Source organism: Streptomyces sp. NPDC001153, assembly GCF_053598315.1.
The window spans coordinates 154,185-175,818 of the sequence record NZ_JBSFJZ010000003.1; the positions used below are offsets into that span (position 1 = coordinate 154,185).

At 70.9% G+C, this 21,634-nt stretch carries 18 protein-coding genes; 11 read left to right on the forward strand and 7 right to left on the reverse strand.

Translation table 11 applies throughout. The features are described from left to right. Positions 1 to 258 precede the first annotated feature (258 nt). A complete protein-coding gene (locus ACWDEN_RS04415) occupies positions 259 to 1,491 on the forward strand; it encodes a hypothetical protein (protein WP_450857144.1) in 1,233 nt (410 codons plus the stop codon). Between the two features lie 182 nt (positions 1,492 to 1,673). Here ACWDEN_RS04415 and ACWDEN_RS04420 read toward each other — a convergent pair whose 3' ends face one another. Next, positions 1,674 to 2,066, reverse strand: coding sequence for a RidA family protein (locus ACWDEN_RS04420; RefSeq protein WP_351603827.1), 393 nt, complete (start codon positions 2,064 to 2,066; stop codon positions 1,674 to 1,676). Positions 2,067 to 2,138: 72 nt separating this feature from the next. Here ACWDEN_RS04420 and ACWDEN_RS04425 point away from each other — a divergent pair, with 72 nt between their 5' ends. Continuing rightward, positions 2,139 to 3,083 carry a LysR family transcriptional regulator gene (locus ACWDEN_RS04425; protein WP_450857146.1) on the forward strand — a complete coding sequence of 315 codons (945 nt, stop codon included), beginning with the start codon at positions 2,139 to 2,141 and terminating at the stop codon, positions 3,081 to 3,083. 158 nt (positions 3,084 to 3,241) lie between these two features. After that, positions 3,242 to 5,215 carry a GTP-binding protein gene (locus ACWDEN_RS04430; protein WP_450857148.1) on the forward strand — a complete coding sequence of 658 codons (1,974 nt, stop codon included), beginning with the start codon at positions 3,242 to 3,244 and terminating at the stop codon, positions 5,213 to 5,215. A gap of 188 nt (positions 5,216 to 5,403) precedes the next feature. On the opposite strand, the gene ACWDEN_RS04435 is transcribed toward ACWDEN_RS04430, so the two are convergent. Further along, positions 5,404 to 6,279, reverse strand: coding sequence for an LLM class flavin-dependent oxidoreductase (locus ACWDEN_RS04435; RefSeq protein ID WP_351603822.1), 876 nt, complete (start codon positions 6,277 to 6,279; stop codon positions 5,404 to 5,406). Positions 6,280 to 6,345: 66 nt separating this feature from the next. Continuing rightward, positions 6,346 to 7,365 carry an aldo/keto reductase gene (locus ACWDEN_RS04440; protein ID WP_450857150.1) on the reverse strand — a complete coding sequence of 340 codons (1,020 nt, stop codon included), beginning with the start codon at positions 7,363 to 7,365 and terminating at the stop codon, positions 6,346 to 6,348. A 242-nt stretch (positions 7,366 to 7,607) separates the two neighbouring features. Between ACWDEN_RS04440 and ACWDEN_RS04445 the strand changes: the two genes are divergently transcribed. From ACWDEN_RS04445 to ACWDEN_RS04455, 3 genes are all read left to right on the forward strand, one after another. After that, complete coding sequence (locus tag ACWDEN_RS04445) at positions 7,608 to 8,192, forward strand: TetR/AcrR family transcriptional regulator (RefSeq protein ID WP_450857152.1); 585 nt, start codon at positions 7,608 to 7,610, stop codon at positions 8,190 to 8,192. A 139-nt stretch (positions 8,193 to 8,331) separates the two neighbouring features. Beyond that, positions 8,332 to 9,081, forward strand: a complete 750-nt coding sequence (locus ACWDEN_RS04450; RefSeq protein ID WP_450857154.1) for a tetratricopeptide repeat protein — start codon at positions 8,332 to 8,334, stop codon at positions 9,079 to 9,081. A gap of 137 nt (positions 9,082 to 9,218) precedes the next feature. Then, on the forward strand, positions 9,219 to 10,514 hold the full coding sequence (locus tag ACWDEN_RS04455; protein WP_450857156.1) for an alpha/beta hydrolase family protein: 1,296 nt from the start codon (positions 9,219 to 9,221) through the stop codon (positions 10,512 to 10,514). A 57-nt stretch (positions 10,515 to 10,571) separates the two neighbouring features. On the opposite strand, the gene ACWDEN_RS04460 is transcribed toward ACWDEN_RS04455, so the two are convergent. Then, positions 10,572 to 10,895 (reverse strand): hypothetical protein, encoded by a 324-nt coding sequence (locus ACWDEN_RS04460; RefSeq protein ID WP_450857158.1) that lies wholly within the window; start codon positions 10,893 to 10,895, stop codon positions 10,572 to 10,574. A gap of 70 nt (positions 10,896 to 10,965) precedes the next feature. Then, positions 10,966 to 11,181, reverse strand: coding sequence for a helix-turn-helix domain-containing protein (locus ACWDEN_RS04465; RefSeq protein ID WP_450857160.1), 216 nt, complete (start codon positions 11,179 to 11,181; stop codon positions 10,966 to 10,968). Positions 11,182 to 11,438: 257 nt separating this feature from the next. Here ACWDEN_RS04465 and ACWDEN_RS04470 point away from each other — a divergent pair, with 257 nt between their 5' ends. The 3 genes from ACWDEN_RS04470 (at position 11,439) to ACWDEN_RS04480 (ending at position 14,495) form a co-directional block, all read left to right on the forward strand. Further along, entirely contained in the window at positions 11,439 to 11,576 is a 138-nt protein-coding gene (locus ACWDEN_RS04470) for a hypothetical protein (protein ID WP_450857162.1), read from the forward strand. 133 nt (positions 11,577 to 11,709) lie between these two features. Continuing rightward, the gene (locus ACWDEN_RS04475) at positions 11,710 to 12,720 is read left to right on the forward strand and encodes a trypsin-like serine peptidase (RefSeq protein WP_450857164.1); all 1,011 of its coding nucleotides are present in this window, start codon (positions 11,710 to 11,712) and stop codon (positions 12,718 to 12,720) included. A gap of 128 nt (positions 12,721 to 12,848) precedes the next feature. Then, a complete protein-coding gene (locus ACWDEN_RS04480) occupies positions 12,849 to 14,495 on the forward strand; it encodes an APC family permease (RefSeq protein ID WP_351603809.1) in 1,647 nt (548 codons plus the stop codon). A gap of 39 nt (positions 14,496 to 14,534) precedes the next feature. Here the strand turns inward: ACWDEN_RS04480 and ACWDEN_RS04485 are convergent, their stop codons facing one another. After that, complete coding sequence (locus ACWDEN_RS04485; RefSeq protein ID WP_450857167.1) at positions 14,535 to 16,370, reverse strand: arabinofuranosidase catalytic domain-containing protein; 1,836 nt, start codon at positions 16,368 to 16,370, stop codon at positions 14,535 to 14,537. A 259-nt stretch (positions 16,371 to 16,629) separates the two neighbouring features. On the opposite strand from ACWDEN_RS04485, the gene ACWDEN_RS04490 reads away from it, so the two are divergent. After that, positions 16,630 to 19,545, forward strand: a complete 2,916-nt coding sequence (locus ACWDEN_RS04490) for a lectin (protein ID WP_450857169.1) — start codon at positions 16,630 to 16,632, stop codon at positions 19,543 to 19,545. 125 nt (positions 19,546 to 19,670) lie between these two features. After that, positions 19,671 to 20,801: a PP2C family protein-serine/threonine phosphatase gene (locus tag ACWDEN_RS04495; RefSeq protein ID WP_450857171.1), complete on the forward strand. Its 1,131-nt coding sequence runs from the start codon at positions 19,671 to 19,673 to the stop codon at positions 20,799 to 20,801. A 12-nt stretch (positions 20,802 to 20,813) separates the two neighbouring features. On the opposite strand, the gene ACWDEN_RS04500 is transcribed toward ACWDEN_RS04495, so the two are convergent. Next, the gene (locus tag ACWDEN_RS04500; protein WP_450857173.1) at positions 20,814 to 21,617 is read right to left on the reverse strand and encodes a maleylpyruvate isomerase family mycothiol-dependent enzyme; all 804 of its coding nucleotides are present in this window, start codon (positions 21,615 to 21,617) and stop codon (positions 20,814 to 20,816) included. Positions 21,618 to 21,634 lie beyond the last annotated feature (17 nt).

Sequence of the window (21,634 nt, forward strand, 5' to 3'; positions counted from 1 at the left end):
GCGGCGGAGACATGGCTGGACGGCACCGCCGAGTCGCCGAGTCACGACGTCTGGCCATGCTTCGGCAGCGCTCCGGCCGAGGCCCCGCAGGACCGCCGTATGGGTGAGCTGAGCGACACCTGGTGGCTCCTTTGCGCGCCACACCGCACCCGATTAACCAGTTTGTATATTTATCTCCCCTATGGTGCGAGGAAACGGGAGTTTCGGCTGAGGGTGCGCACAACGCGTCGCGCCAGGGCGCGGGTTGGGATGGTGGCCATGAGCGGGATCAGCCGCCGGAGTGTGGCACGCCTCGGTCTCGGCGCGGGCGTCGGTGTGGCTGCCGTGTCGTTCGCCGCATGCGGTGGCGGGCGCGGATGGAGCGGCTCTCCCGGAAGCCCGGACGAGGAGAGGGTGTACCGGCCGATCGGGGACGGCTCGACGTCGTACACCGGCCGCCAGCCGCACCAGCCGGCGTCGCCCCTGGCCCTCGAACCGGGTCAGACGCCGCCGCAGTTCGTGGTGTTCTCCTGGGACGGCGCCGGGGAGCTGGGCACCGGCCTGTTCCCCCGCTTCCTGGAGCTCGCCCGCGCCCACGGCGCGCAGATGACCTTCTTCCTGTCCGGCCTCTACCTCCTGCCGGAGGACAGGAAACGGCTCTACGACCCCCCGAACAACCCGCTCGGCGCCTCGGACATCGGCTACCTCACCGACGGACACCTCAAGGCCACGCTGAAGTACGTCCGTCAGGCCTGGCTGGACGGCCACGAGATCGGCACCCACTTCAACGGCCACTTCTGCGCCGGCCCCGGATCGGTGGCCAACTGGACGTACGCACAGTGGCGTTCCGAGATCGAGCAGGCGAGGTCCTTCGTCAGGTCGTGGCGTACGCACACCGGTTGGCACGACGAACCGTCGCTCCCCTTCGACTACGACAAGGAACTCGTGGGCGGCCGCACCCCCTGTCTGCTCGGGCAGGAGAACCTGCTGCCGGTCGCCCGTGAGCTCGGATGGCGTTACGACGCCTCCTCACCGGGCGGGCTGCAACGCTGGCCGCGGAGGCGGGGCGGCGTGTGGGACCTGCCGCTGCAGAGCATCCCCTTTCCCGGGCACACGTTCGAGGTGCTGTCCATGGACTACAACATGCTGGCGAACCAGTCCAAGACCACGACACGCGCGCCTTCCTACAACTACCCCTACTGGCGCGCCCAGGCGACACAGGCGTACCTGGCCGGGTTCCAGCGGGCGTACGAGACCAACCGGGCGCCCCTGTTCATCGGCAACCACTTCGAGCAGTGGAACGGCGGCATCTACATGGACGCGGCCGAGGAGGCGCTCCGGCAGATCGCCGGCCGGGAGGACGTGCGTCTGGTCTCCTTCCGGCAGTTCGTCGACTGGCTCGACGCCCAGGACCCCGAGATCCTCGTGAAGCTGCGCAGCCTCGAGGTCGGCGAGAAGCCGGAGGGCGGGTGGAGCGCGTTCCTGCGCCCCGAGAAGCGCGCACCTTCCTGACCTGGGTGACGTGGCACCACAGCCACAGGAAAACACGAGTGGCCCGCCTGCCGGACATGTCGTCGTCGGGGTGAGCGGTTCGCTCGCCGGGCCGGCCGCGTCGCGCCGCGGCGTCCCGGAGGCCCGCAGGACCGGCCCCGGCCCGGGCCCGGTGTGAGGTCCTGGACGTGGCCGGCCCCCGGCTACTGCCCCGCGTGGCGGCGGGCGTCCACCTCGATCTCGATCTTCATACGAGGGTCGGCGAGGCCGCACTCCAGCATGGTGGCGGCCGGGCGGACGGCGCCGAAGCAGCGGCGCAGTACCGGCCAGCAGGGCTCGAAGTCCGCGCGGTCCGGCAGCAGATAGCGCACCCGCACCACGTCGGCGAAGGTGCACTTCGCCTCGGTGAGCGCGGCCTCGATGTTGCGCAGGCACTGCTCGGCCTGCTCCACGACGTCGTCCGAGATCGTCATGGTGGTGTAGTCGAACCCGGTGGTCCCGGACACATGCACCCAGTCGCCGTCGACGACGGCACGGGCGTAACCGATCTGCTCCTCGAAGGCCGAGCCGCTGAGGATGGCGCGTCGCTCTGTCATGCCCGGAACGCTAGGTGACCTGTGCCGATACGTCTAATACGGATCTCGGGATGAGCTGACATCTCTGGGGATATGGATCGTCCCGAACTCCCGCTGCCGCAGCTGCACGCCTTCGTCGTGCTCGCCGAGGAACTGCACTTCGGCCGCGCCGCCGCCCGTCTGGGCATCGCCCAGCCGCCGTTGAGCCAGCAGATCCGCCGGCTGGAGGAGAGGGTCGGGTACGCGCTCTTCGACCGTGAGCCGGGGCGTGTGCGGCTCACCCCGGCCGGCGGTGCGCTGCTGCCGGCCGCCCGGCAGGCCCTGGCCGGGCTGGCCGACGGACTGGCCGCGGCGCGGGCCGTGGGCAGCGGCCGGTCCGGGCGGTTGCGGATCGGCTTCGCCGCCTCACTGGCCCTGACCGTCCTGCCGGGCCTGCTGCGCGACTTCCGCCGACGGTATCCCGACGCACATCTCGACATCCGCGAGATGACCACGGCTCCGCAGCTCGACGCCCTGCGCGACAGGACCATCGACATCGGCCTGCTCCGGGAACCCCCGGCCGATGTGTCCGAGCTCGGTTTCCGGACCGTACTCAGCGAGCCGTTCGTGGCCGTGCTGCCGGCCGCCCACCCACTGGCCGCCCAACGGACGGTACCGCTCGCGCAGTTGGCGGACGAGCCGTTCGTCCTGCTGCCGCGTGACGTAGGCCCACAGTTGTACGACCGGATCACCGGCCTGTGCGAGGCGGCGGGGTTCACGCCCCGGATCTCGCAGCACGCGGTGGAGTGGCAGACGGTGTGTGCCCTGGTGGAGACGGGGCTGGGGGTGTCCGTGGCGCCGGGGAGCATCCGGCGCATCCGGCTCAAGGGCGTGGCCTTCCGCCGGATCGTCCCCGGGGCGGCTCGGACGCGGGTCGCCGTCGCATGGCGCGTGGACGACCGCAATCCCCTGATCGCCCCGCTGCTGGAGACGATCGACGGCAACCCGCGCCCCGGGCACGGCCGCGTTCCGTCACCGCTCCGGCGTCACGGTCGGTGAGTGTCCCGTCGGGCCGGGCCGAAATTCCCTCGCCGCCCGATGTCCGATGTGTCAGGCTTGCAGAAGCAGTCCCCTGTGACGAAGGAGCCGACCGATGCGCCGACTGTTCATGTCCCACACGAAAGGAATGACCATCAACCTGAAGGACATGACACTCTGTGCGCACCACCTCTCGCACCCTGAACCTGGGGATCCTGGCACATGTCGACGCCGGTAAGACGAGCCTGACCGAGCGGCTGCTGTACGCGGCCGGGGTCATCGACGAGATCGGCAGCGTCGACGCGGGCAGCACCCGGACCGACAGCCTGGAGCTGGAACGCCGTCGTGGCATCACCATCAAGACGGCGGTCGCCAACTTCGTGCTCGGCAGCGGAGCTTCGGCCGTCTCGGTGAACCTGGTCGACACCCCTGGGCACCCGGACTTCATCGCCGAGGTCGAACGCGTCCTCGGTGTCCTGGACGGCGCGGTGCTCGTCGTCTCCGCCGTGGAGGGTGTGCAGCCGCAGACCCGCGTGCTGATGCGGACACTGAAGCGGCTCGGCATCCCCACACTGCTGTTCATCAACAAGGCCGACCGGCGCGGCGCCGACGACGGCCGCGTTCTGCGCGACATCGAGGGCAGGCTCGCCGTACCCGTGATCCCCATGGGGCGGATCGTCGGCGACATCGGCACAGCCGAGGCACGGGCCGAACCCTTCACTCCGGAGGACACCACCTTCACCCAGCGCCTCCTGGACGCGCTCACCCTCCACGACGACACCCTGCTCGGCGCATACGTCACTAACGCGCGCTCCGTCACGTACGAGCGGCTGCGTGCCGTGCTCGCCGCGCAGACCCGCGCTGGGCAGATCCATCCGGTCTATGTCGGCTCGGCGATCACGGGCACGGGAATCGCCGACCTCATCGAGGGCGTGAGGGAATTCCTGCCCGCCGGGTGCGGCGATGCCGAAGGTCCGCTGTCGGGGCGGGTGTTCAAGGTGGAACGCGGCGCGAGCGGCGAGAAGATCGCGTACGCCCGGCTGTTCTCCGGCGAACTCAGGGCCCGCGAGCGCGTCCCGGTCGCGGCGGGCGAGGGCAGGGTCACGGACCTGGCCGTCTTCGACCGGGGTGCGGTGGAGCGCCGGGTGTCGGTACGAGCCGGTCAGATCGCGATGCTGCGCGGTCTCGCCGACGTCCGGATCGGGGACGAGATCGGGCGGGAGCCGGACGACCGCCCGTACCAGCACGTCTTCGCACCGCCTTCGCTGGAGACGGTCGTGGTGCCCGCCGATCCGGGCGACAAGGGCACCCTGCACCTCGCCCTGACCCAACTCGCCGAGCAGGACCCGCTGATCGGGCTGCGCCGGGACCCGGAGGGCCAGGATCTGTCCGTCTCCCTGTACGGCGAGGTGCAGAAGGAGGTCCTCGCCACCACTCTGGCCGAGGAGTACGGGCTCGCGGTCGCGTTCCGGGAGACCACCCCGATCTGCGTGGAGCGTGTCACCGGGACCGGAGCGGCGTACGAGATCCTCGACCACGACGGGAACCCGTTCCTGGCCACCGTGGGGCTGCGTGTGGAGCCGGGCGACGTCGACGGCGGGGTCGTCTTCCGCCGGGAAGTCGAGCTCGGCTCGCTCCCGCTGGGCTACATGCGCGCCGTGGAGGAGACGGTCCACACCACGCTGCGGCAGGGGCTGTACGGCTGGCAGGTGCCCGACTGCGTCGTGACGATGACCCACTCGGGCTTCTGCAGCATCCGCAGCACCGCCGGCGCGTTCCGCGGCCTGACCCCGCTGGTCCTCATGACGGCGCTGCGCCGGGCCGGGACAGTCGTACACGAGCCCATGCACCGCTTCCGCCTGGAGTTCCCGCAGGACGCCCACGCGTCCGTGGCACTGGCCCTGGCCCGCCGCCGGGCCCTCGCCGACCCGCCCGTGGCGCTCGGGGACGCGTACGTCGTCGCGGGCCATGTGCCCGCGGACCAGGTGCACGGTCTGGAGGCCGAGTTGCCCGAACTCACCGGCGGCGAGGGCGTCCTGGAGACGGCCTTCGACCACCACCGTCCGGCCACGGCTCCGCGAACCCGCAGGCGCACCGACCACAACCCCCTGCACCGCGAGGAATACCTGCTGCACGCGCATCGGAGGGTGTGATGCGCCGGGGCCTGACGCGGACGTCCGGGGAGGCGGGACCTGGAAGTGGTTCCGAGGGGGCGGGGCGGTCGGATTCGAACCGACGTCCTCCGAGATGATGTCGCGGCGCACTACCTCTGTGCTACGACCCCGCCTTGCCGGTGATCATACGCCCGCCGGGCCGGCAGGCGCCGCCGGGCCGTCTCGGCTCACGCCGACGGGCCGGCGAGCTCGTCGGCGACCCACTGGGCGACCCCGTCGGGGTACGGCGACGGCAGTCCGAGCACGAGGTGCCGGAAACCGGCGTCGATCGCCTCGCCGATCGCCTCCCGGGTGCTGCCGGGCCGGTCGTACGACACGGGCAGGTGGATCGAGCGGGTGACCGAGGCGGGGTCACGGCCGATCTCGGCGCAGTAGCGGTCCAGGAGCCGGCTGCGGGCGACGACGTCAACGATGTCGCCGCCGGGGATGTTCCACAGGTCGGCGTGCTCGGCGACCACGCGCAGCGTCGCGGACGAGCGGCCGCCGATGAGGATCGGCGGGTGGGGGCGCTGGACGGGTTTGGGGTTGCCGAAGGCTCCGGTGAGACGGTGGTGGGTGCCGTGGAAGTCGAAGGGCTGGGCCTCCGTCCACAACCGCCGGATCACCGTGCAGGCTTCGGCGAGGCTCGCCACGGCGTGCGCGGAGTCGTGGAAGGGCAGGCCGTGTGCCTCGTACTCGCGCCGGGCCAGGGGATGGCCGGGCCGGGAGCCGACGCCGATGCCGAAGTCGAGCCGTCCGCCGGAGACGATGTCGACGGTTGTCGCGATCTTGGCGAGCATCGCGGGCGGCCGGAACCGGTTACTGGTCACGAGCACGCCGATGCGCAGGCGCCGAGTGTGGGCGGCGAGGGCCGAGAGCAGTGTCCAGCCCTCGTACGTCGGGCCGTCGGGGTCGCCGAAGATCGGCATGAGGTGATCGAACAACCAGGCGTGCTCGATCTCCGGGATCGCGTCCGCCTCGCGCCAGACCCGCAGAACGTCGTGGTAGTCGACCTGCGAGGGGGCGGTCATGATGCCGAAGCGAGGCCGGGATGTGTGCGGCATGAGCTGGTGGTCCTTTCGGCACGCGCTAGTTGGTGGGCCGGGGCAGGCCCGTGGCGGACACGGCGGTCACCGGCGCCGAAGTGCCGGGTCGAGCAGCGCGGGCGGGGTGTCGTGTTTCTCCTCGGGGGCAAGGTCGAGACCGGGCTCCACGATCGCGTCGATGGCGTCGAGTACGTCGGCGGACAGCACGGTGTCGGCGGCCGCGAGTTGCGCGTGCAGGTGGTCCGGCGTGCGGGGGCCGATGAGCGCGCTGGTCACCGCGGGATGGGCGGTCACGAAACCGAGCGCGAGCTGGATCAGCGTGAGACCGGCCTCGTCGGCGACCCGGGCCAGCCGCTCGACGGCTTCGAGCCTGGACCGGTTGGCGGGGACGCCGATGTCGAAGCGTTGCGGCATGAGCGCCGAGCGGTTGGTGGTGATGTCCCGGCCCGCGCGGACCGCGCCCGACAGCCAGCCCGAGGCCAGCGGGCTCCACACCAGCACACCGAGCCCGTACTCCTCGGCCACGGGCAGCACATGGCTCTCGATCCCGCGCTGCAAGACGGAATAGCTGGGCTGTTCGGTGACGTAACGGCTCAGGTGGTGTTCGCGGGCGGCCCACTGGGCCTGGACGATGCGGTGCGCCGGGAAGGTCGAGGAGCCGAAGTAGCGTATTTTTCCCGCACGTTGCAGGTCGGTCAGCGCCGACAGGGTCTCCTCGTCGCTGGTGTCCGGGTCCCACCGGTGGATCTGGTAGAGGTCGACGTGGTCGACACCGAGTCGGCGCAGGCTGTTGTCCAGCGCGGTGACCAGCCAACGGCGCGAACCGCCCCGGTGGTTGCGTTCGTCGCCCATGGGCAGGGCGGCCTTCGTCGCCAGCACGATGTCGTCACGGCGGCCCGCTACGGCCTTGCCGACCATCTCCTCCGACTCACCGTCGCCGTAGATGTCGGCGGTGTCGATGAGGTTGATACCGCCTTCGAGAGCGGCGTCGACGAGGGCGGTGGCCTCGTCCTGGGTGGTGCGTCCGATCCTGCCGAAGTTCATCGCGCCGAGCGCGAGGGAGCTGACCTGCACGCCGGTGCGGCCCAAGGTGCGGTACTGCATGAGCTGTCTCCTCACTGCGAGGGGGAAGCGTCGTGGAAACCGATGACGAGAAGGGGTGTGTCGCGGAACCGATCAGGGAGCGGCAGCGGGAACGTCGCGGCTGCGGCACAGCCGGCCATGGCGGGCCCGCCTTGGCCGTCGGCCGACGCTCTGACACCATAAGTAAGCGGAACGTCGTTCCGGTAATGACAATACGGAACACTGTTCCGTTTAGCAAGCACGGCTGTGAAGGGAGCGGCGCTGTGACCGACCGCGACGAGAGGACGGGGCACGCTGCCCGGTCCGGGAGGAGCGACGCCCGGCGCAACAAGGAGACGCTGCTCGACGCGGCCGCGGCGGTCTTCGTCACGTCGGGTGTGGAAGCGCCGGTACGGGACATCGCGGCCCGGGCCGGGGTCGGGGTGGGAACGATCTACCGCCACTTCCCGACGCGTGCGGACCTCATCATCGCCGTCTACCGGCACCAAGTGGAGAGCCTGGCCGAGGCCGGTCCGACGCTGCTGGAGACAAGCGCCACCGCCCATGCCGCACTCGGGCAGTGGATCGGTCTCTTCGTCGATTTCCTGGTCACCAAGCATGGCCTCGCCGCCGTACTGAAGCCCGACAACGCCGGTTTCGACACGCTGCACGCCTACTTCCTCGACCGGCTCGTCCCCGTCTGCACCGAGTTGCTGCAAGCCGCGGCCGCCGCCGGTGAAATCCGCTCCGACCTGCAGGCCTACGAGCTCATGCGGGGTGTCGGGAACCTCTGCATCGGCGCGGAGAGCGATCCCCGGTACGACGCGCGCCGGCTGGTGGGGCTCCTGGTCCAAGGCCTGCGCGCCTGACCCGTCGAGCGACCCGCCACCCTCACGACCGTGTGTGCGGCATCCGTATGCTCCCGGCATGAAGTTCTTCCGGTCGCGTGGCCGAAACGATGCGGGAACGACCGCGGCATCACCGCTGGCCCAGGCCATGAGCCTGTACATGAACGGGCGTTACGCCGAGGCGGAGGCCGAGGCCCGCGCCGTGGCCGAGGCCCGGTCGGCGCTGCGCCTCGATTCCCACGCACTGCTGGCCCTGAGCGTCGCCGCGCTCGCGATGTGCGCCCAGGGCCGCCATGCCGAGGCACTTGCCGTCTACGACGAACTGCTGCCGGTGTTCGGCAGGACGTTCGGCGCCGAACATCCGCAGACGCTCAAACTCCGCTCGGACCGCGCGCAGACGCTGGTCGGAATCGACCGGTATGCCGAATGCGAGGCGGAATGCGCGGCCGTCGCCCGGATCGCCGACCGTGGTGCGGGGTCGCTGATGCACTACACAGCGGGGGCCGCCCGCAACGGACTGATCTTCGCCCTCAACAAGCAGGGCCGACACGAGGAGGCCGAGGCGCTCGCCCGCGGGACTCTCGCCGCCCATCCCGCACCGAGCCGGCTGACCCTGGTGCTGCAACTCGGCCTGACCCGCGCCCTCAACGGTCAGGGCCGCCACGCAGAGGCTCTTGCCGAGGCCGATCGCGCCGAGGCAGTGCGCCGGAAAACGCCCGAGGACCTCTCCCGCGCGGAGACCGGAGCCGTCGAACTGGCCGTCGCCACCGCCCTTTTGGGGCTGGGCCGCGCCGCCGAGGCCCGTACTCGAACCATGGCCGCCCACGACGCCTGCCGGGCCGCGTTCGGCCCGGACCATCACCGCACCGTCGAGGCCCGGGCGCTGCTCGACCGTATCGACGGCGCGTGAGAGGGCTGCAACGCACGTGAGTGGCGTGCAACGCCCGTCGGGGGCGGCCCTCGCGCAGCCCCTACGGACAACCCTGAGGGCCAAGATGGGGGACTGCCCCTGATGTGCGGGGAGCGACCTGTCGTCAGGCTTGATCCATGACGAAGCGTCTCCCGACAGCCCCTCGCGGGGGCACCCGACGACGAGCACGTGCCGCCTGCGCCGCCGCCGCGCTCTTGACACTGACCGCCGCTCTGCCCGCCGCCGCGGCCACCCGTGCCGCCCCGGCGCCGGCCGCTCCGAGCCCGTCGTCCGCACGCCCCCTCTCCCTGCCCGCCCCGAGCGGCCGGTTCCGGGTCGGGGAGGTGGACCTGCATCTGGTGGACCGGTCACGGCCCGATCCCTGGCACTCCGGCCAGGGCCGCCGCGAGCTGATGGTCAGCGTGTACTACCCCACGACCCACACGGCCGGCCGTCCGGCGGCCCCGTACATGCTGCCTGCGGCAGCCGCCCACTTCGACGACGTCACCGCGAACGACTACCTCGGGCTGCACATTCCGCCCGGCCGGGCGGACTGGGCCCGCACCGCCACCCACGTGACCCGGGGCACTCCCGTGGCCGCCGGGCACGGTGGGCGGCTTCCGGTCGTCCTCTATTCCCCGGGACTGGGTGAACCCCGCACCTGGGGCACGGTGTTGACGGCCGATCTGGCCGGCCGCGGCTATGCCGTCGTCACCGTCGACAACACCTACGAGTCGCCGGAGGTCCAGTTCCCGGACGGCTCACTGGCCACCATGCCGCCGCCGCCCTCGACTCGTGACGCGGCCGACGCATACGTGCGCAAGGCACTGGCCGTCCGCGTCACCGACACCGGCTTCGTCCTGGACCAGCTCAAGGCGCTGACCAGGGGCCGGAATCCCGACGCCGACGCACAGCCGCTGCCTCACGGCCTGGCCGGGGCGCTGGATCCGGCCCGGGTGGGCATGTTCGGCCATTCGATGGGCGGTACCGCCGCCGCGCTGGCGATGGACGCCGACCACCGGATCTCGGCGGGTATCGACATGGACGGCAACCTGACCTATCTCGACGGTTCGCTCATGCCCGTCGCCCGGCACGGCCTCGGCCGGCCCTTCCTGCTCCTGGGCAAGGACGGCGACACGGACACCGGCCCCGGCTGGCAGTCGTTCCGCGCCCACACCCCCGGGTGGAATCGTCAGCTCACTTTGCGCGGCTCTGCGCATGGCTCGTTCACCGATGCGGAGGCGCTCGTGCCGCAGCTGCATCTGCGGCCCTGCGATCGTGCCGACGACCTCGGCACCATCGCCCCGGCCACCGCGATACGCACCAACGAGGCCTATGTCTCCGCCTACTTCGATCACTGGCTGCGCGGTGGCAGCGGCCGCCTCCTCGAGGGACCGTCACCGGAGTACCCGGACATGGTGTTCGTGAAGTGACCGCGGCGTCTCCGAGAAGAGTGAGCGTGAGGGGCACAGGTTGAGAGGAGGGAAGCCTCACCGGGACTGGCAGGAGGGAGCGGCGTAACGCGCGAGCTGGTCCTTGATCCACGGGTCGAACACCGCCAGGCGGTGCCTGGCGGCGGGGTCGAACATCGCCAGCTGGCCGGCGACCCACGGGTCCATGCACTCGAGACCGCGCCGGTGGTGCTCGGCGTGGCCGGCGGGCACCCCCGTGGCGTAGGGGGCCGTGTGACCGGTCGCCCCGGGAGCCGCAATCCCGCCGGCGGCCGCCACGGGACTGCCGTCCGCGAGGAGCGCGCCCGCGGCCATCGCGGTGACAGCGCCGGCCGCACCCGCGTTCCGTATCAGCTTCATCATCGCCTTCTCCTTCCGGTAGGGCCGATGCCGGCAGGGCCGAAGACCGTCCGTCCCTGGCCGGTAGGGGCGTCTACCCCGGGGCTCGCGCCCCATTCGTCCCCCGGGCCCGTGCCCGCAACGCGGCCGGGGTCTCGCCGGTGCGCCGCCGGAAGCACCTCGTGAACACGGTGGCGTCGGGAAAGCCGAGGCGGTCACCGACGGCCGCGGCCGGCAGGTCTGCGTGACACGGCAGCCGCCGCGCCTCCAGCAGGACCCGGTCGTCGATGAAGGACCTTTGCTCCGGCACAGGCCGCCGAGCGGGTGGGCGCAGCCCTCGACACGGTGGGTCCGGGCAAAGCCAAGCTCGGCAGCGCGGGTGCCGGACGACATCGATCCGGATGTCCCGCGGCAGTCGGCAAACCGTCGGTGCTCGCTGTGGAGTACCTGGAGTACGGGTTCGGCGTCCGGGGCCGCCGGGTCCGCGTCCGTCGGGGTCAGGGGGACCGCCAGACGCACTGGCCGACCCGCGCGGCCTCCGCCGTCGCGGGCGCGCTGTCTGTACACGTGGCGCACCAGCGAACCCGCCCGGCGCACCGGGCGTCCGGACTGTCCCCAGGCTTCCGGCTGACCGCGGCCGACCTCGCGAACGCCGACGAGGTGCCGGACCGTACACCCACTGCGCTCGGCGACCTGACCGGGTGACAGGAGGCAGGTACCGGGGGGAGTTGTCCCGCCGACCTGGCTTCGGTGCGCCCGATACGGCCGGGGACACTGTTCTGCCCGCGGCCGCAGGCTTATGGTGGGCCGTCAGTTGCGTCCGCGCCGAGGGGAACCGATGGAACCCGCGACCAGGATCGTGCGATACGCCGCCATCTGCGCGGCGGCCCTCCTGCTCTGTACCGGCCTCACCACCACCGCATCCGCCGAGACGAACACAGCGTCCGCCGACAGCGCCACGACCGGCCGGGACCCGCTTGCCGACCAGCTCGACGCCTACTGGACACCGGCCCGCATGGAGGCCGCGCTGCCCGTCGACCCCGTCAAAGGCAAGGGGGCCGGTACGGCGGAGACCGGGGCGTCCCCGGCCGTGGACGGTCCCCGGCCGGGCGAGTACATCCCGCCCAGCAGGAGTTTCGACGGCATGCCCCAGGCCGGCACGTTCTTCTGGACGGACGCCACCGGTACCGGGCGGACGTGCAGCGGCTCCGTCGTGCGCAGTCCCGGCCACGACCTGGTCCTGAGCGCCGGCCACTGTCTGAAGGGCTACGCGGGCACCTCGCCCAAGCGGCACCTGGCCTTCGTGCCGCAGTACCACGACAGCCTCAAGCCGTTCGGGATCTTCCCCGTGCGCACCAACGGCGTCTATGTCCCGCAGCAGTACTACGACCTGGGTGAACACGCGGGTGCCGACTACGACTTCGCGTTCGCGATCACCGAACCCAACCAGGACGGAACACGTCTGGAGGACGCGGTCGGCGGAGTACGGCTGCTCACCGGGACCGGCTACTACCACGCCCCGGTACGGATGATCGGCTATCCGGCGGGGGCGGAGAAGCCGCTGGAGTGCTGGAGCTGGACCACCCGGTGGGACAGCGACGACCCGGCCGACCCGGGCACGTTCCCACGCATCGCCTGCGACGCCTTCGTGGGCGGGACGAGCGGTGGCCCCATGCTCGTGCCCTGGCCCGGTGGATGGGCGGTCGTCGGAGTGATCGGCGGCTACCACACCGGTGGCAACACCCCGCAGATCTCCTACAGCGCCTACTTCGGCACGGCCACCGAGGCGCTCTACCGTGCGGCGGTCACCGGCGCCCCACCGGCCGGACCGCACCTCACCTCCGGTTGACCGATGGGCGCGGGCGCTCATCGGCAGGGGCGACCGCGTCAGAAACCGGTGCGTGCACGGTCAGTGCCATGACCGCGTCAGCGTGGCACGATAGTGATGCATATCACCCTATCGAGGGGGTGTGACCCATGGCCGTGTCAGAGGCGACACCCGGCCCGAAAACCCACAAACCCGGACTTCGGCGTGAGATCGGCTTCGTCGGCCTCATCTGGGCCTCAGAGGGATCGATCATCGGATCCGGGTGGCTGTTCGGCGCACAAGGCGCCCTGGCGGCCGCCGGACCGGCGGCGATCATCTCCTGGGCCATCGGCGGCATAGCGATCCTGATCCTGGCGCTCGTGCACGCGGAACTCGGCGGCATGTACCCGGTCTCGGGTGGCACCGCGCGCTTCCCGCACTACGCCTTCGGCGGCGCCGCCGGTGCGTCGTTCGGCTGGTTCTCCTGGCTGCAGGCAGCCACGGTGGCACCCATCGAGGTGCTGGCGATGATCACGTACGGCCAGCACTACTCCTGGGCGAGCGGCTGGGAGAAGGTCAAGGGCGGCGAGCACGTCCTGACCCCGCCCGGCATCGCCGTCGCGGTCGGGCTGATGGCGGTCATCACCGCCATCAACTTCCTCAGCATCCGGCTCCTGGCCCGCACCAACAGCGCCGCGACCTGGTGGAAGGTCGGCATCCCCCTGCTGACGATCTTCGTGTTCGCCATCGCCCAGTTCCACACCAGCAACTTCACCGCGGCGGACGGTTTCAATCCGTACGGGGCCAAGGGCATCCTGTCTGCCGTCTCCACCAGCGGCATCATCTTCGCCCTGCTGGGATTCGAGCAGGCCGACCAGCTCGCCGGCGAGAGCGCCAACCCGAAGCGAGACATCCCGCGGGCGGTGATCGGGTCGATCCTGCTCGGCATCGTCATCTACATCCTGCTGCAGGTCACCTTCCTCGCGGCGCTGCCCGCCTCCCAGATCGGCAGCCACTGGGCCAACTCCGCGTTCACCGCGCTGAGCGGGCCGTTCGCGCAGGTCGCCACGCTCATCAGCCTGGGCTGGCTGGCCACGGTGCTCTATCTGGACGCCGTGATCTCCCCCGCCGGCACCGGTCTGATCTACATCACCGGCTCCTCCCGGGTGTCGTACGGCCTCAGCCGCAACGGTTATGTGCCGTCCGCGTTCGAGAACACCGACCGGCGCGGTGTCCCCTGGGTCGGCCTGATCACGGCCTTCGTGGTGGGCTGCATCTGCTTCCTGCCCTTCCCCAGCTGGCGTTCCCTGGTCGGCCTGATCACCAGCGCCAGCGTGCTGATGTATGCCGGTGCCCCGCTGTCCTTCGGGGTGTTCCGCAACCGGCTGCCCGAGGCCCACCGTCCCTACCGGCTGCCCGGCGGCGGCGTGCTGTCGCCGCTCGCCTTCATCGTCGCCAACCTGCTGATCCTGTGGTCGGGTTGGACCACCGACTGGAAGCTCGGCGTCGCCATCCTGATCGGCTACGTCATCCTGGTGGCCAACCGGGTGTTCAAGATGAACCCCATCACTCCCCAGCTCGACCTGCGCGCCGCGCAGTGGCTGCCGGTCTACCTGGTGGGCATGGGGCTCATCGTCTACCTCAGCGACTTCGGGCCGCTCAAGGACCCCTGGTTCCCGCTGTGGTGGGACATCGGCGTCACGGCCGCGTTCAGCCTGGCCATCTACTACTGGGCCTTGGCGGTCGCCCTGCCCAGCGAACAGATCCAGAACCTGATCGACCAGGTCGTGGTGCCGGAGGAAGAGGACGTCCTCTGACACCTGCTGCACCCATGGCGGCCCAGGAGCGACCCGCTGTCAGCCGAGCGGGAACTTCTGGGCCGCCGAACCGTTGCAGTCCCAGATCTGCAACCGCGTCCCATTGGCCGTCGCGCCACTGGGAGAGTCCAGACACCGCCCCGACTGAGGATTCAGCAACGAACCATCACCCTGCTGCACCCACCTCTGCCCACCCACACCATTGCAGTCCCACAACTCCACCTGCGTACCGTTCGCCGACCCGTCCCCATTGATGTCCAGACACCGGCCCAGCGTGCCGAGAGAGCCGTCGGTGCGGTGGTACCAGTGCTGGTCGACCGCCCAGGACTGGCAGTCCCACAGCTGCACGGCCGCCCCGTCGGTGCCCGTGTCGTCGGCCGCCACGTCGACGCACTTGCCGCCCGGTCCCGCGATCGGGGCGCCCCCGTCGACCGAGAACTTCTGGGCCGCCGAACCGTTGCAGTCCCAGATCTGCAACCGCGTCCCATTGGCCGTCGCGCCACTGGGGGAGTCCAGACACCGCCCCGACTGAGGATTCAGCAACGAACCATCACCCCGCTGCACCCACCTCTGCCCACCCACACCATTGCAGTCCCACAACTCCACCTGCGTACCGTTCGCCGACCCGTTCCCATTGATGTCCAGACACCGGCCCAGCGTGCGCAGGCTTCCGTCGGCGAAGTGCGTCCAGTGCTGGTCCTCCGCGTACGACTGGCAGTCCCACAGCTGTACGGCCGCTCCGTCGGTGCCGGTGTCGTCGGCCGCCACGTCGACGCACTTGCCGCCGGGGCCGGTGATGGTGCCCTGGGGGCCGCCCGGGACGTTGGTCTCACCGGAGTAGCCGACGGAGACGATGTTCGCCTGGACGGCGTTCTCGGCGGCGTCGGTCGGGTAGCCGGAGACCATCACGCCCTCGAAGAACGTGCCCATGTTCCAGTTGCTGTTGTCACCGCCCGTGCCGAGGATGATGCCGCCCTCCTGGTGCATGGGCTGGTAGCCGCCGCGGGTGGGCAGGGCGCCATCCCACCAGGTGGCGAGTCCGCCCGACCGTGCGTCGCCGCCCTTGAGCGCGTACCGCGTCTGCCCGTCGTTCTTCAGTACGGCGGTGACGAAGGTGCTGCCGTTGCCCCGGTTGGCCGTGTTGGAGCCGTTGTCGCCCTGGAACATGCCGTTCTCCAGGTCGGCCTCGACCCAGGGCCCGGCGCCGGTGCACGGTGCGAAGTAGCAGGTGGTCGCGAGGCTGACCGCGTCCATGTGGCCGTTGCCGGTGTCCGCCGGTGTGCTCTCGGCGTTGCCGTAGTCGAAGCAGCAGGCGGAGCCCACGTGGGTGCCGCTGGCCACCATGTAGGCGCCCTCCGGCTGTCCGTTGACGGCGACACCTGAGGCGGCGCCCGTGTACCGGTAGCCGACTCCCGGCGAGATCCATACGCCGTACACCTTGTGCCCGCCGGCGGTGACGGCGATCTCGGAGGCGTCCGCGCCCCGGTCCGCGCCCATGCCGGAGGTGCCCGCCGGGCCCGGGGTGAGGTCGTTGTGCCGGGAGGTCTGGTCGTAGATCTTCGTGATGACGCAGGTGGTGTCCGCGCAGAACCTGTCCTGCTGCGCCGCGTCGGCGTATCCGCCCGCGGACAGCAGCCCGATGTCGGCGCCGGCTCCGTCGGAGGCGCGGGTGACGCGGTACAACGGGCCGTCGTAGGAGGAGAGGAGAGCGCGCACGGTGCTGTGCGCGGCGACGCAGGGGGTGCCGGCGGTGCCGTAGATGTCACAGGGCAGCGAACCCGCGGCCTGTGTCGGTCCGGGCATGCCGAGCAACGCGCCCAGGACGAGGCCGATGACGGCCAGGAGCGAGGCGAGCGATCTGGGGCTTCCGCGCATGCTGGGCTCCTCGATGGGGGGATCGGGGTTGGGAGCAGTCGAGTTGGAGCGCTGGGGCGGCCGTTGCGGAACGTACGCACAGTGGTGGTTGCCGTCAAGATTTGTTGCTTTGGCCTTATGACAAGTTTTGAACCTGAGCCAAGTTGATGGCTGGTCACCTGGTGTGACGTCATGTCAGGCGGACGGCTGGTTCTGTACCGCGCATCCTTGACAGCAGGGGCTGGAGCGGCAACCTTCGGGACAACGTTGTCGAAGGGACATGGTCACGATGGTGCCGTTCCGCCTTCTGTCCGTGCTGGCCACTGGCGCCCTGCTCGTCGGCGCCGCCTCCTACGCCCCCGTCCACGCCGATCCCGTCTCGCTCGCGCCGGTCGCCGATCCGGCCTCTGTCGTCGATCCGTTCATCGGGACCTCGCACGCCGCCGACGACTTCCCGGGGGCCGACACCCCCTTCGGGATGGTCCAGTGGAGTCCCGACACCAGCCCGCACCGGCCGGATGGCGGCGGGTACGAGTACGCCGACTCGGCCATCACCGGATTCGGCCTCACCCACATCGCGGGACCGGGCTGCCGGGCCGCCGGTGACATCCCGGTGCTGCCGACCGTCGGCGCGGTCGACACCCGCGCAACGGACAGCTTCTCGCACGCCAGCGAGTCCGCGAGCCCCGGCTCGTACACGGTCACGCTGGACAACGGCGTCAGGACGGAACTGACCGCCACCACTCGCAGCGGCATGGCCCGGTTCACCTTCCCGTCCACCCGTCAGGCGAACCTGCTGTTCAAGCTGACGGACAGCGAGAACGGCGACAGCGCCGCCGAGTTCGACGTGGTGAACGACAAAGAGGTCAGAGGCAAGGTCACCAGCGGCAACTTCTGCGGCGAGGGCAACTCCTACACGGTCTACTACGACATGGTCTTCGACCAGCCGTTCCGCCACAGCGGCACCGCCCTGGCCGCCGCCGGGCCCACCACGACCAGGAGCAAGGCCTCCCCCAGCGCGCCCGAGGCGCCGAACAAGCCGACGCTGCACGGCACGGTGCCCCGTACGCCCCGCTCCTTCGCTCCCCGGGCGAGCGGCTCCGACGGTTACGTCACGTTCGACACCACCACCCACCGGGCCGTTCAGGCCAAGGTCGGTATCTCGTACGTGTCGGCCGCCGGCGCCGTGGGCAACCGCCAGGCGGAGAACGGCGGCTGGGACCTGGGCAAGGTGCGCGGCGCGGCGCACAACGCCTGGAAGTCCCTGCTCGGCCGGGTGCGGATCGCCGGCGGGACGCCCGCCCGGCAGACCGTCTTCTACACCGCGCTCTATCACGCGCTGCTGCATCCGAACGTGATCAGTGACACCGACCGCCGCTATCCCGGCTTCGACGGCAAGGTCCACACCGTCGACCCCGGCCACGGCGCCGCCTACGCCAACTACTCGGGCTGGGACGTCTACCGCTCGCAGGCCCAGCTCGAGGGCCTGCTCGCGCCGCAGACCGCCTCCGACACCGCCCAGTCGATGGTCGACGACTACCGCCAGACAGGCCTGTTCCCCAAGTGGTCGGAGAACAACGGCGAGACCTACGTCATGGTCGGCGATCCGGCGGACGAGATCATCGCCGACTACTACGCCTTCGGGGCCAGGAAGTTCGACACCGCCACCGCGCTCAAGGGGATGATCGCGGAGGCCACCGCCCCCAACGACAACCGTCCCGGTCTCGCCTATCTGGAGCAGCTGGGCCGGCTGCCCAGCAACGGCAAGTACGGCTGCTGCAACTTCTACGGCGCGGCGTCCACCACGCTCGAGTACGACTCGGCCGACTTCGCCGTCTCCGCCCTCGCCGGTGCCCTCGGACAGACCGCGGATCAGCACCGGTTCGCGGACCGGGCACAGGACTGGCAGAACCTGTTCGCCTTCGGCAGCGGTTTCATCCAGCCGCGCGACGCCTCGGGCAGCTGGACGGCCGGATTCTCGCCGACGTCGGGGAAGAACTTCGTCGAGGGCGACTCCTGGCAGTACACGCCGATGGTGCCGTTCAACGTGCACGGACTGGCGGCCGCCATGGGCGGTGACGCGGCCCTGGCCAAGTATCTGGACACGGACCTGTCCTCGCTGACCGGCGCCGGCGGATACACCGACCTGGGCAACGAGCCCAGCCTCAACATCCCCTGGGAGTACGACTACATCGGCCGCCCGTACCAGACGCAGAAGGTCGTCCGGCAGGTCCAGGACCAGATCTGGACCGCCGGCCCGTCCGGGCTCGCCGGCAACGACGACCTGGGCGAGATGAGCTCGTGGTACGTGTGGTCCGCCCTCGGCATGTATCCGGAGACGCCGGGCACCGCCGATCTGGCGCTGGGCAGCCCGCTGTTCACCCAGGCGGTGATCACCCTGCCGTCCGGCCACACCCTCACGGTCAACGGCACGGGGGCCGCGGACGACGCTCCGTACGTCCAGTCGGCCACCTGGAACGGCACGGCCTGGAACGCCGCCCACGCGCCCGACGGCGCCCTCACCGGCGGCGGCACCCTCACCTACGTCCTCGGCACGTCCCCCAACACGTCCTGGGCCTCGGACGCCTCCGCCGCCCCGCGCTCCTACCCGGGCGTGCCGGGGTACACCGACGTCGGGGCGTCCGGCGACACCGCGGCGGCCTCGGGCAACTTCGACGGCGCGGGTTACAGCTACTCCGCGCACGCCCTGGCCACCGCGGGAGTCACGCCCGGCTCGAAGGTCACGGTCAACGGGGTCACCTTCACCTGGCCCGACGTGGCGCCCGGCGCTCCGGACAACTACGAGGCGAACGGGCAGACGGTGCGGACGTCCGGCTCCGGCAGCATCTCGTTCCTGGGTGCCGCCAACAACGGCCCGGTGTCCGGTACCGCGACCGTCACCTACACGGACGGCACGACGCAGTCGGTCCCCCTGGGCCTGTCCGACTGGACGCTGAGCGCGGGCGCCGCTTCACCGCTCGCCGACAACACCGTCGCGCTGACCATGCCCTACCGCAATCATGCGGGCACCGCCCCCGACAGCACGAAGACATATGTGTTCGCCACGGCGCCGGTGGCCCTGAGTGCGGGCAGGACGGTCAGCAGCGTGCGCCTGCCGTCCGATGTCGCCGCCGGGGGCCTGCACGTCTTCGCGGTCGGCTTCGGCAGCGCATCGTCGGCACGGGGACGGGGCTGACCGCCGGAACATGCCGTTGAGTGGAGCAATCACGGGGGTAGGGGGGCGCGGCACACCAGGCTGGACGGGTGAAGCACGGACGGATCGGACATGAACCGGAGGCGGCGGCAGCCACGGAATCGCGGGTGCCGGCGCCTCCGGCATGGTTGCGCTGGCTGCCGGCGCTGTACGTCGTGGCCGTACTGCTGCTGGAGCCGGTCACACCCGTCGAGTGGCCGGTGAGCTTCGCACTGATCGCCGTGCCCGTACTGGCCGCCTTCGCGTACGGGCCCGTGGCCGTCGGTGTCGCCACGGTGTTCGCCGTCGGTCTGGAAGCGGCGCTGGCCGGTACGCCTTGCTGCGCGGGCCGGGAGGCCGGCTATCTGTTGGACCGTCACTACGTGGCCTCCTACATCTGTACGGCCCTCGTGGGCGGTATCGGCGCGATCCTGGCCGAGCACCGGATCCGGCGTGAGCGCACGCTCGCCGATGTGCGGTCCGTGGCCGAGACCGCGCAGCGGGTCCTGCTGCGCCCCGTACCGCACCGCATCGGCAACCTGCTCCTGGAGAGCCTGTACCTCTCCGCCGCCGCGCAGGCCCGCATCGGCGGTGACCTGTACGAGGCCGTCCCCACCCGTTTCGGGGTCCGTCTGCTCATCGGCGACGTACGCGGCAAGGGACTGCTGGCGGTCGAGACCGCCGCCACCCTCCTCGGGGCGTTCCGCGAGGCGGCCTTCGACGCACCCGATCTGCTCGCCCTGACGGACCGGGTGGACGCGAGCATGAGCCGCAGGGCGACGCAGCTCGGCGGTACCGAGACGAGCGAACGGTTCGTCACCGCGGTCTTCGCCGAGGTCCCCGCCGAGGAGCACGTCGTCCGCATCGTCAACTGCGGCCATCCACCGCCCGTCTCGCTGCGGGCCGGCGAGGTGCGCGAACTGGACAGCGGGCGGCCGGCGCCGCCCCTGAACCTCGGCATGCTGGTCGAGGACCCCTATCACCTGGACACCTACCCGTTCCGGCCCGGCGATCAGCTGCTGCTGTACACAGACGGTGTCACGGAGACGAGAGACGCGGCCGGCGCCTTCTACCCGCTGCTCGACCGCCTCCGCTCCTGGGGTCCCCTCTCTCCGAAGGAGCTGCTCGCGCGGCTCCACGACGATCTGCTGGCCTACAGCAACGGCCTGCAGGACGACACGGCCGCGCTCGCGGTCTGCCTGCTGCCCGAGGAACCGTCGCTGCCCGAGGAACCGCAGGCGGAGCCGACGGCCCCGTGAGCGCGGCCCGGGTCAGAAGGCGGTGTGGGCGAACCAGTTGTCGAGGACCGCGGTCTGTCCCGAGATCTCGAAGGCGGGATCCTGGTACGACCGCCGCCCGTAGAGGAGGAGCAGCAGGTCCGCCGCCTGCCCCCGTACCGCCGCCGTGACCGGCTCGGACTCGGCCTCGCGGCCCACCGGGCGGAAGCCGTCCGGGTCCAGTCGCATCCGCCACTCCGCACCGGGGCCGTCGCCGGCGTCCGTGCTGCGGAACGCAAGGGTCTCGCCGTCACCGCGCAGCTTGGTCACGCCGGGGGCGAAGAGTCCCGCGTAGGGCAGGTTGACGAGGAACTCGTCCACGCCGTCCGCCGCGAGCACGGGGTCGATGTCCGAGGGCAGGCCGACGGCACGCTCGGCGTCGACCCGGTGCACCAGCGTCTCGAACAGCATCCGGCGGGCCCAGAACCGAGCGTGCCGGTCCTCGCCCCACACCCACATCGGCGCCTCGGGATCGGTGTCCCGCAGGACGGCCGCCACACCGGGCACGCCCGCCGCCACCCAGTCGGGATAGTCCCGCGCGTTCTCCGGCAGCCCGAGCTCGACGTCGCGGCTGCGGGGAGGCTCCTGCACCAGCCGGGTCAACAGGGTGCCGAACCAGCGCTGCAGCGCTCCGACGTGCCGGGTGAGGTCGGCCAGGGTCCAGTCGGGGCAGGAGGGCACCGCGGTCGCCGGGTCGGCGTCCTGGACCACCTCGCAGAAGCGCAGGGTCTCGCGGGCGACGGCCTCGCGGTAGGTGTCGTAGGGCAGCGGATGCCCGGCCCTGTGTGTCATCGTCATCGGCTGCCGCCGTCCTG

Bases quoted from the DNA above. Each gene is read 5' to 3' on its own strand.
- ACWDEN_RS04490 (WP_450857169.1), top strand. From the start codon at position 16,630: ATGGTCACGATGGTGCCGTTCCGCCTTCTGTCCGTGCTGGCCACTGGC.
- ACWDEN_RS04500 (WP_450857173.1), bottom strand. From the start codon at position 21,617: ATGACGATGACACACAGGGCCGGGCATCCGCTGCCCTACGACACCTAC.
- ACWDEN_RS04455 (WP_450857156.1), top strand. From the start codon at position 9,219: ATGACGAAGCGTCTCCCGACAGCCCCTCGCGGGGGCACCCGACGACGA.
- ACWDEN_RS04450 (WP_450857154.1), top strand. From the start codon at position 8,332: ATGAACGGGCGTTACGCCGAGGCGGAGGCCGAGGCCCGCGCCGTGGCC.
- ACWDEN_RS04425 (WP_450857146.1), top strand. From the start codon at position 2,139: ATGGATCGTCCCGAACTCCCGCTGCCGCAGCTGCACGCCTTCGTCGTG.
- ACWDEN_RS04460 (WP_450857158.1), bottom strand. From the start codon at position 10,895: ATGATGAAGCTGATACGGAACGCGGGTGCGGCCGGCGCTGTCACCGCG.
- ACWDEN_RS04480 (WP_351603809.1), top strand. From the start codon at position 12,849: ATGGCCGTGTCAGAGGCGACACCCGGCCCGAAAACCCACAAACCCGGA.
- ACWDEN_RS04440 (WP_450857150.1), bottom strand. From the start codon at position 7,365: ATGCAGTACCGCACCTTGGGCCGCACCGGCGTGCAGGTCAGCTCCCTC.
- ACWDEN_RS04485 (WP_450857167.1), bottom strand. From the start codon at position 16,370: ATGCGCGGAAGCCCCAGATCGCTCGCCTCGCTCCTGGCCGTCATCGGC.
- ACWDEN_RS04420 (WP_351603827.1), bottom strand. From the start codon at position 2,066: ATGACAGAGCGACGCGCCATCCTCAGCGGCTCGGCCTTCGAGGAGCAG.
- ACWDEN_RS04435 (WP_351603822.1), bottom strand. From the start codon at position 6,279: ATGCCGCACACATCCCGGCCTCGCTTCGGCATCATGACCGCCCCCTCG.
- ACWDEN_RS04475 (WP_450857164.1), top strand. From the start codon at position 11,710: ATGGAACCCGCGACCAGGATCGTGCGATACGCCGCCATCTGCGCGGCG.
- ACWDEN_RS04415 (WP_450857144.1), top strand. From the start codon at position 259: ATGAGCGGGATCAGCCGCCGGAGTGTGGCACGCCTCGGTCTCGGCGCG.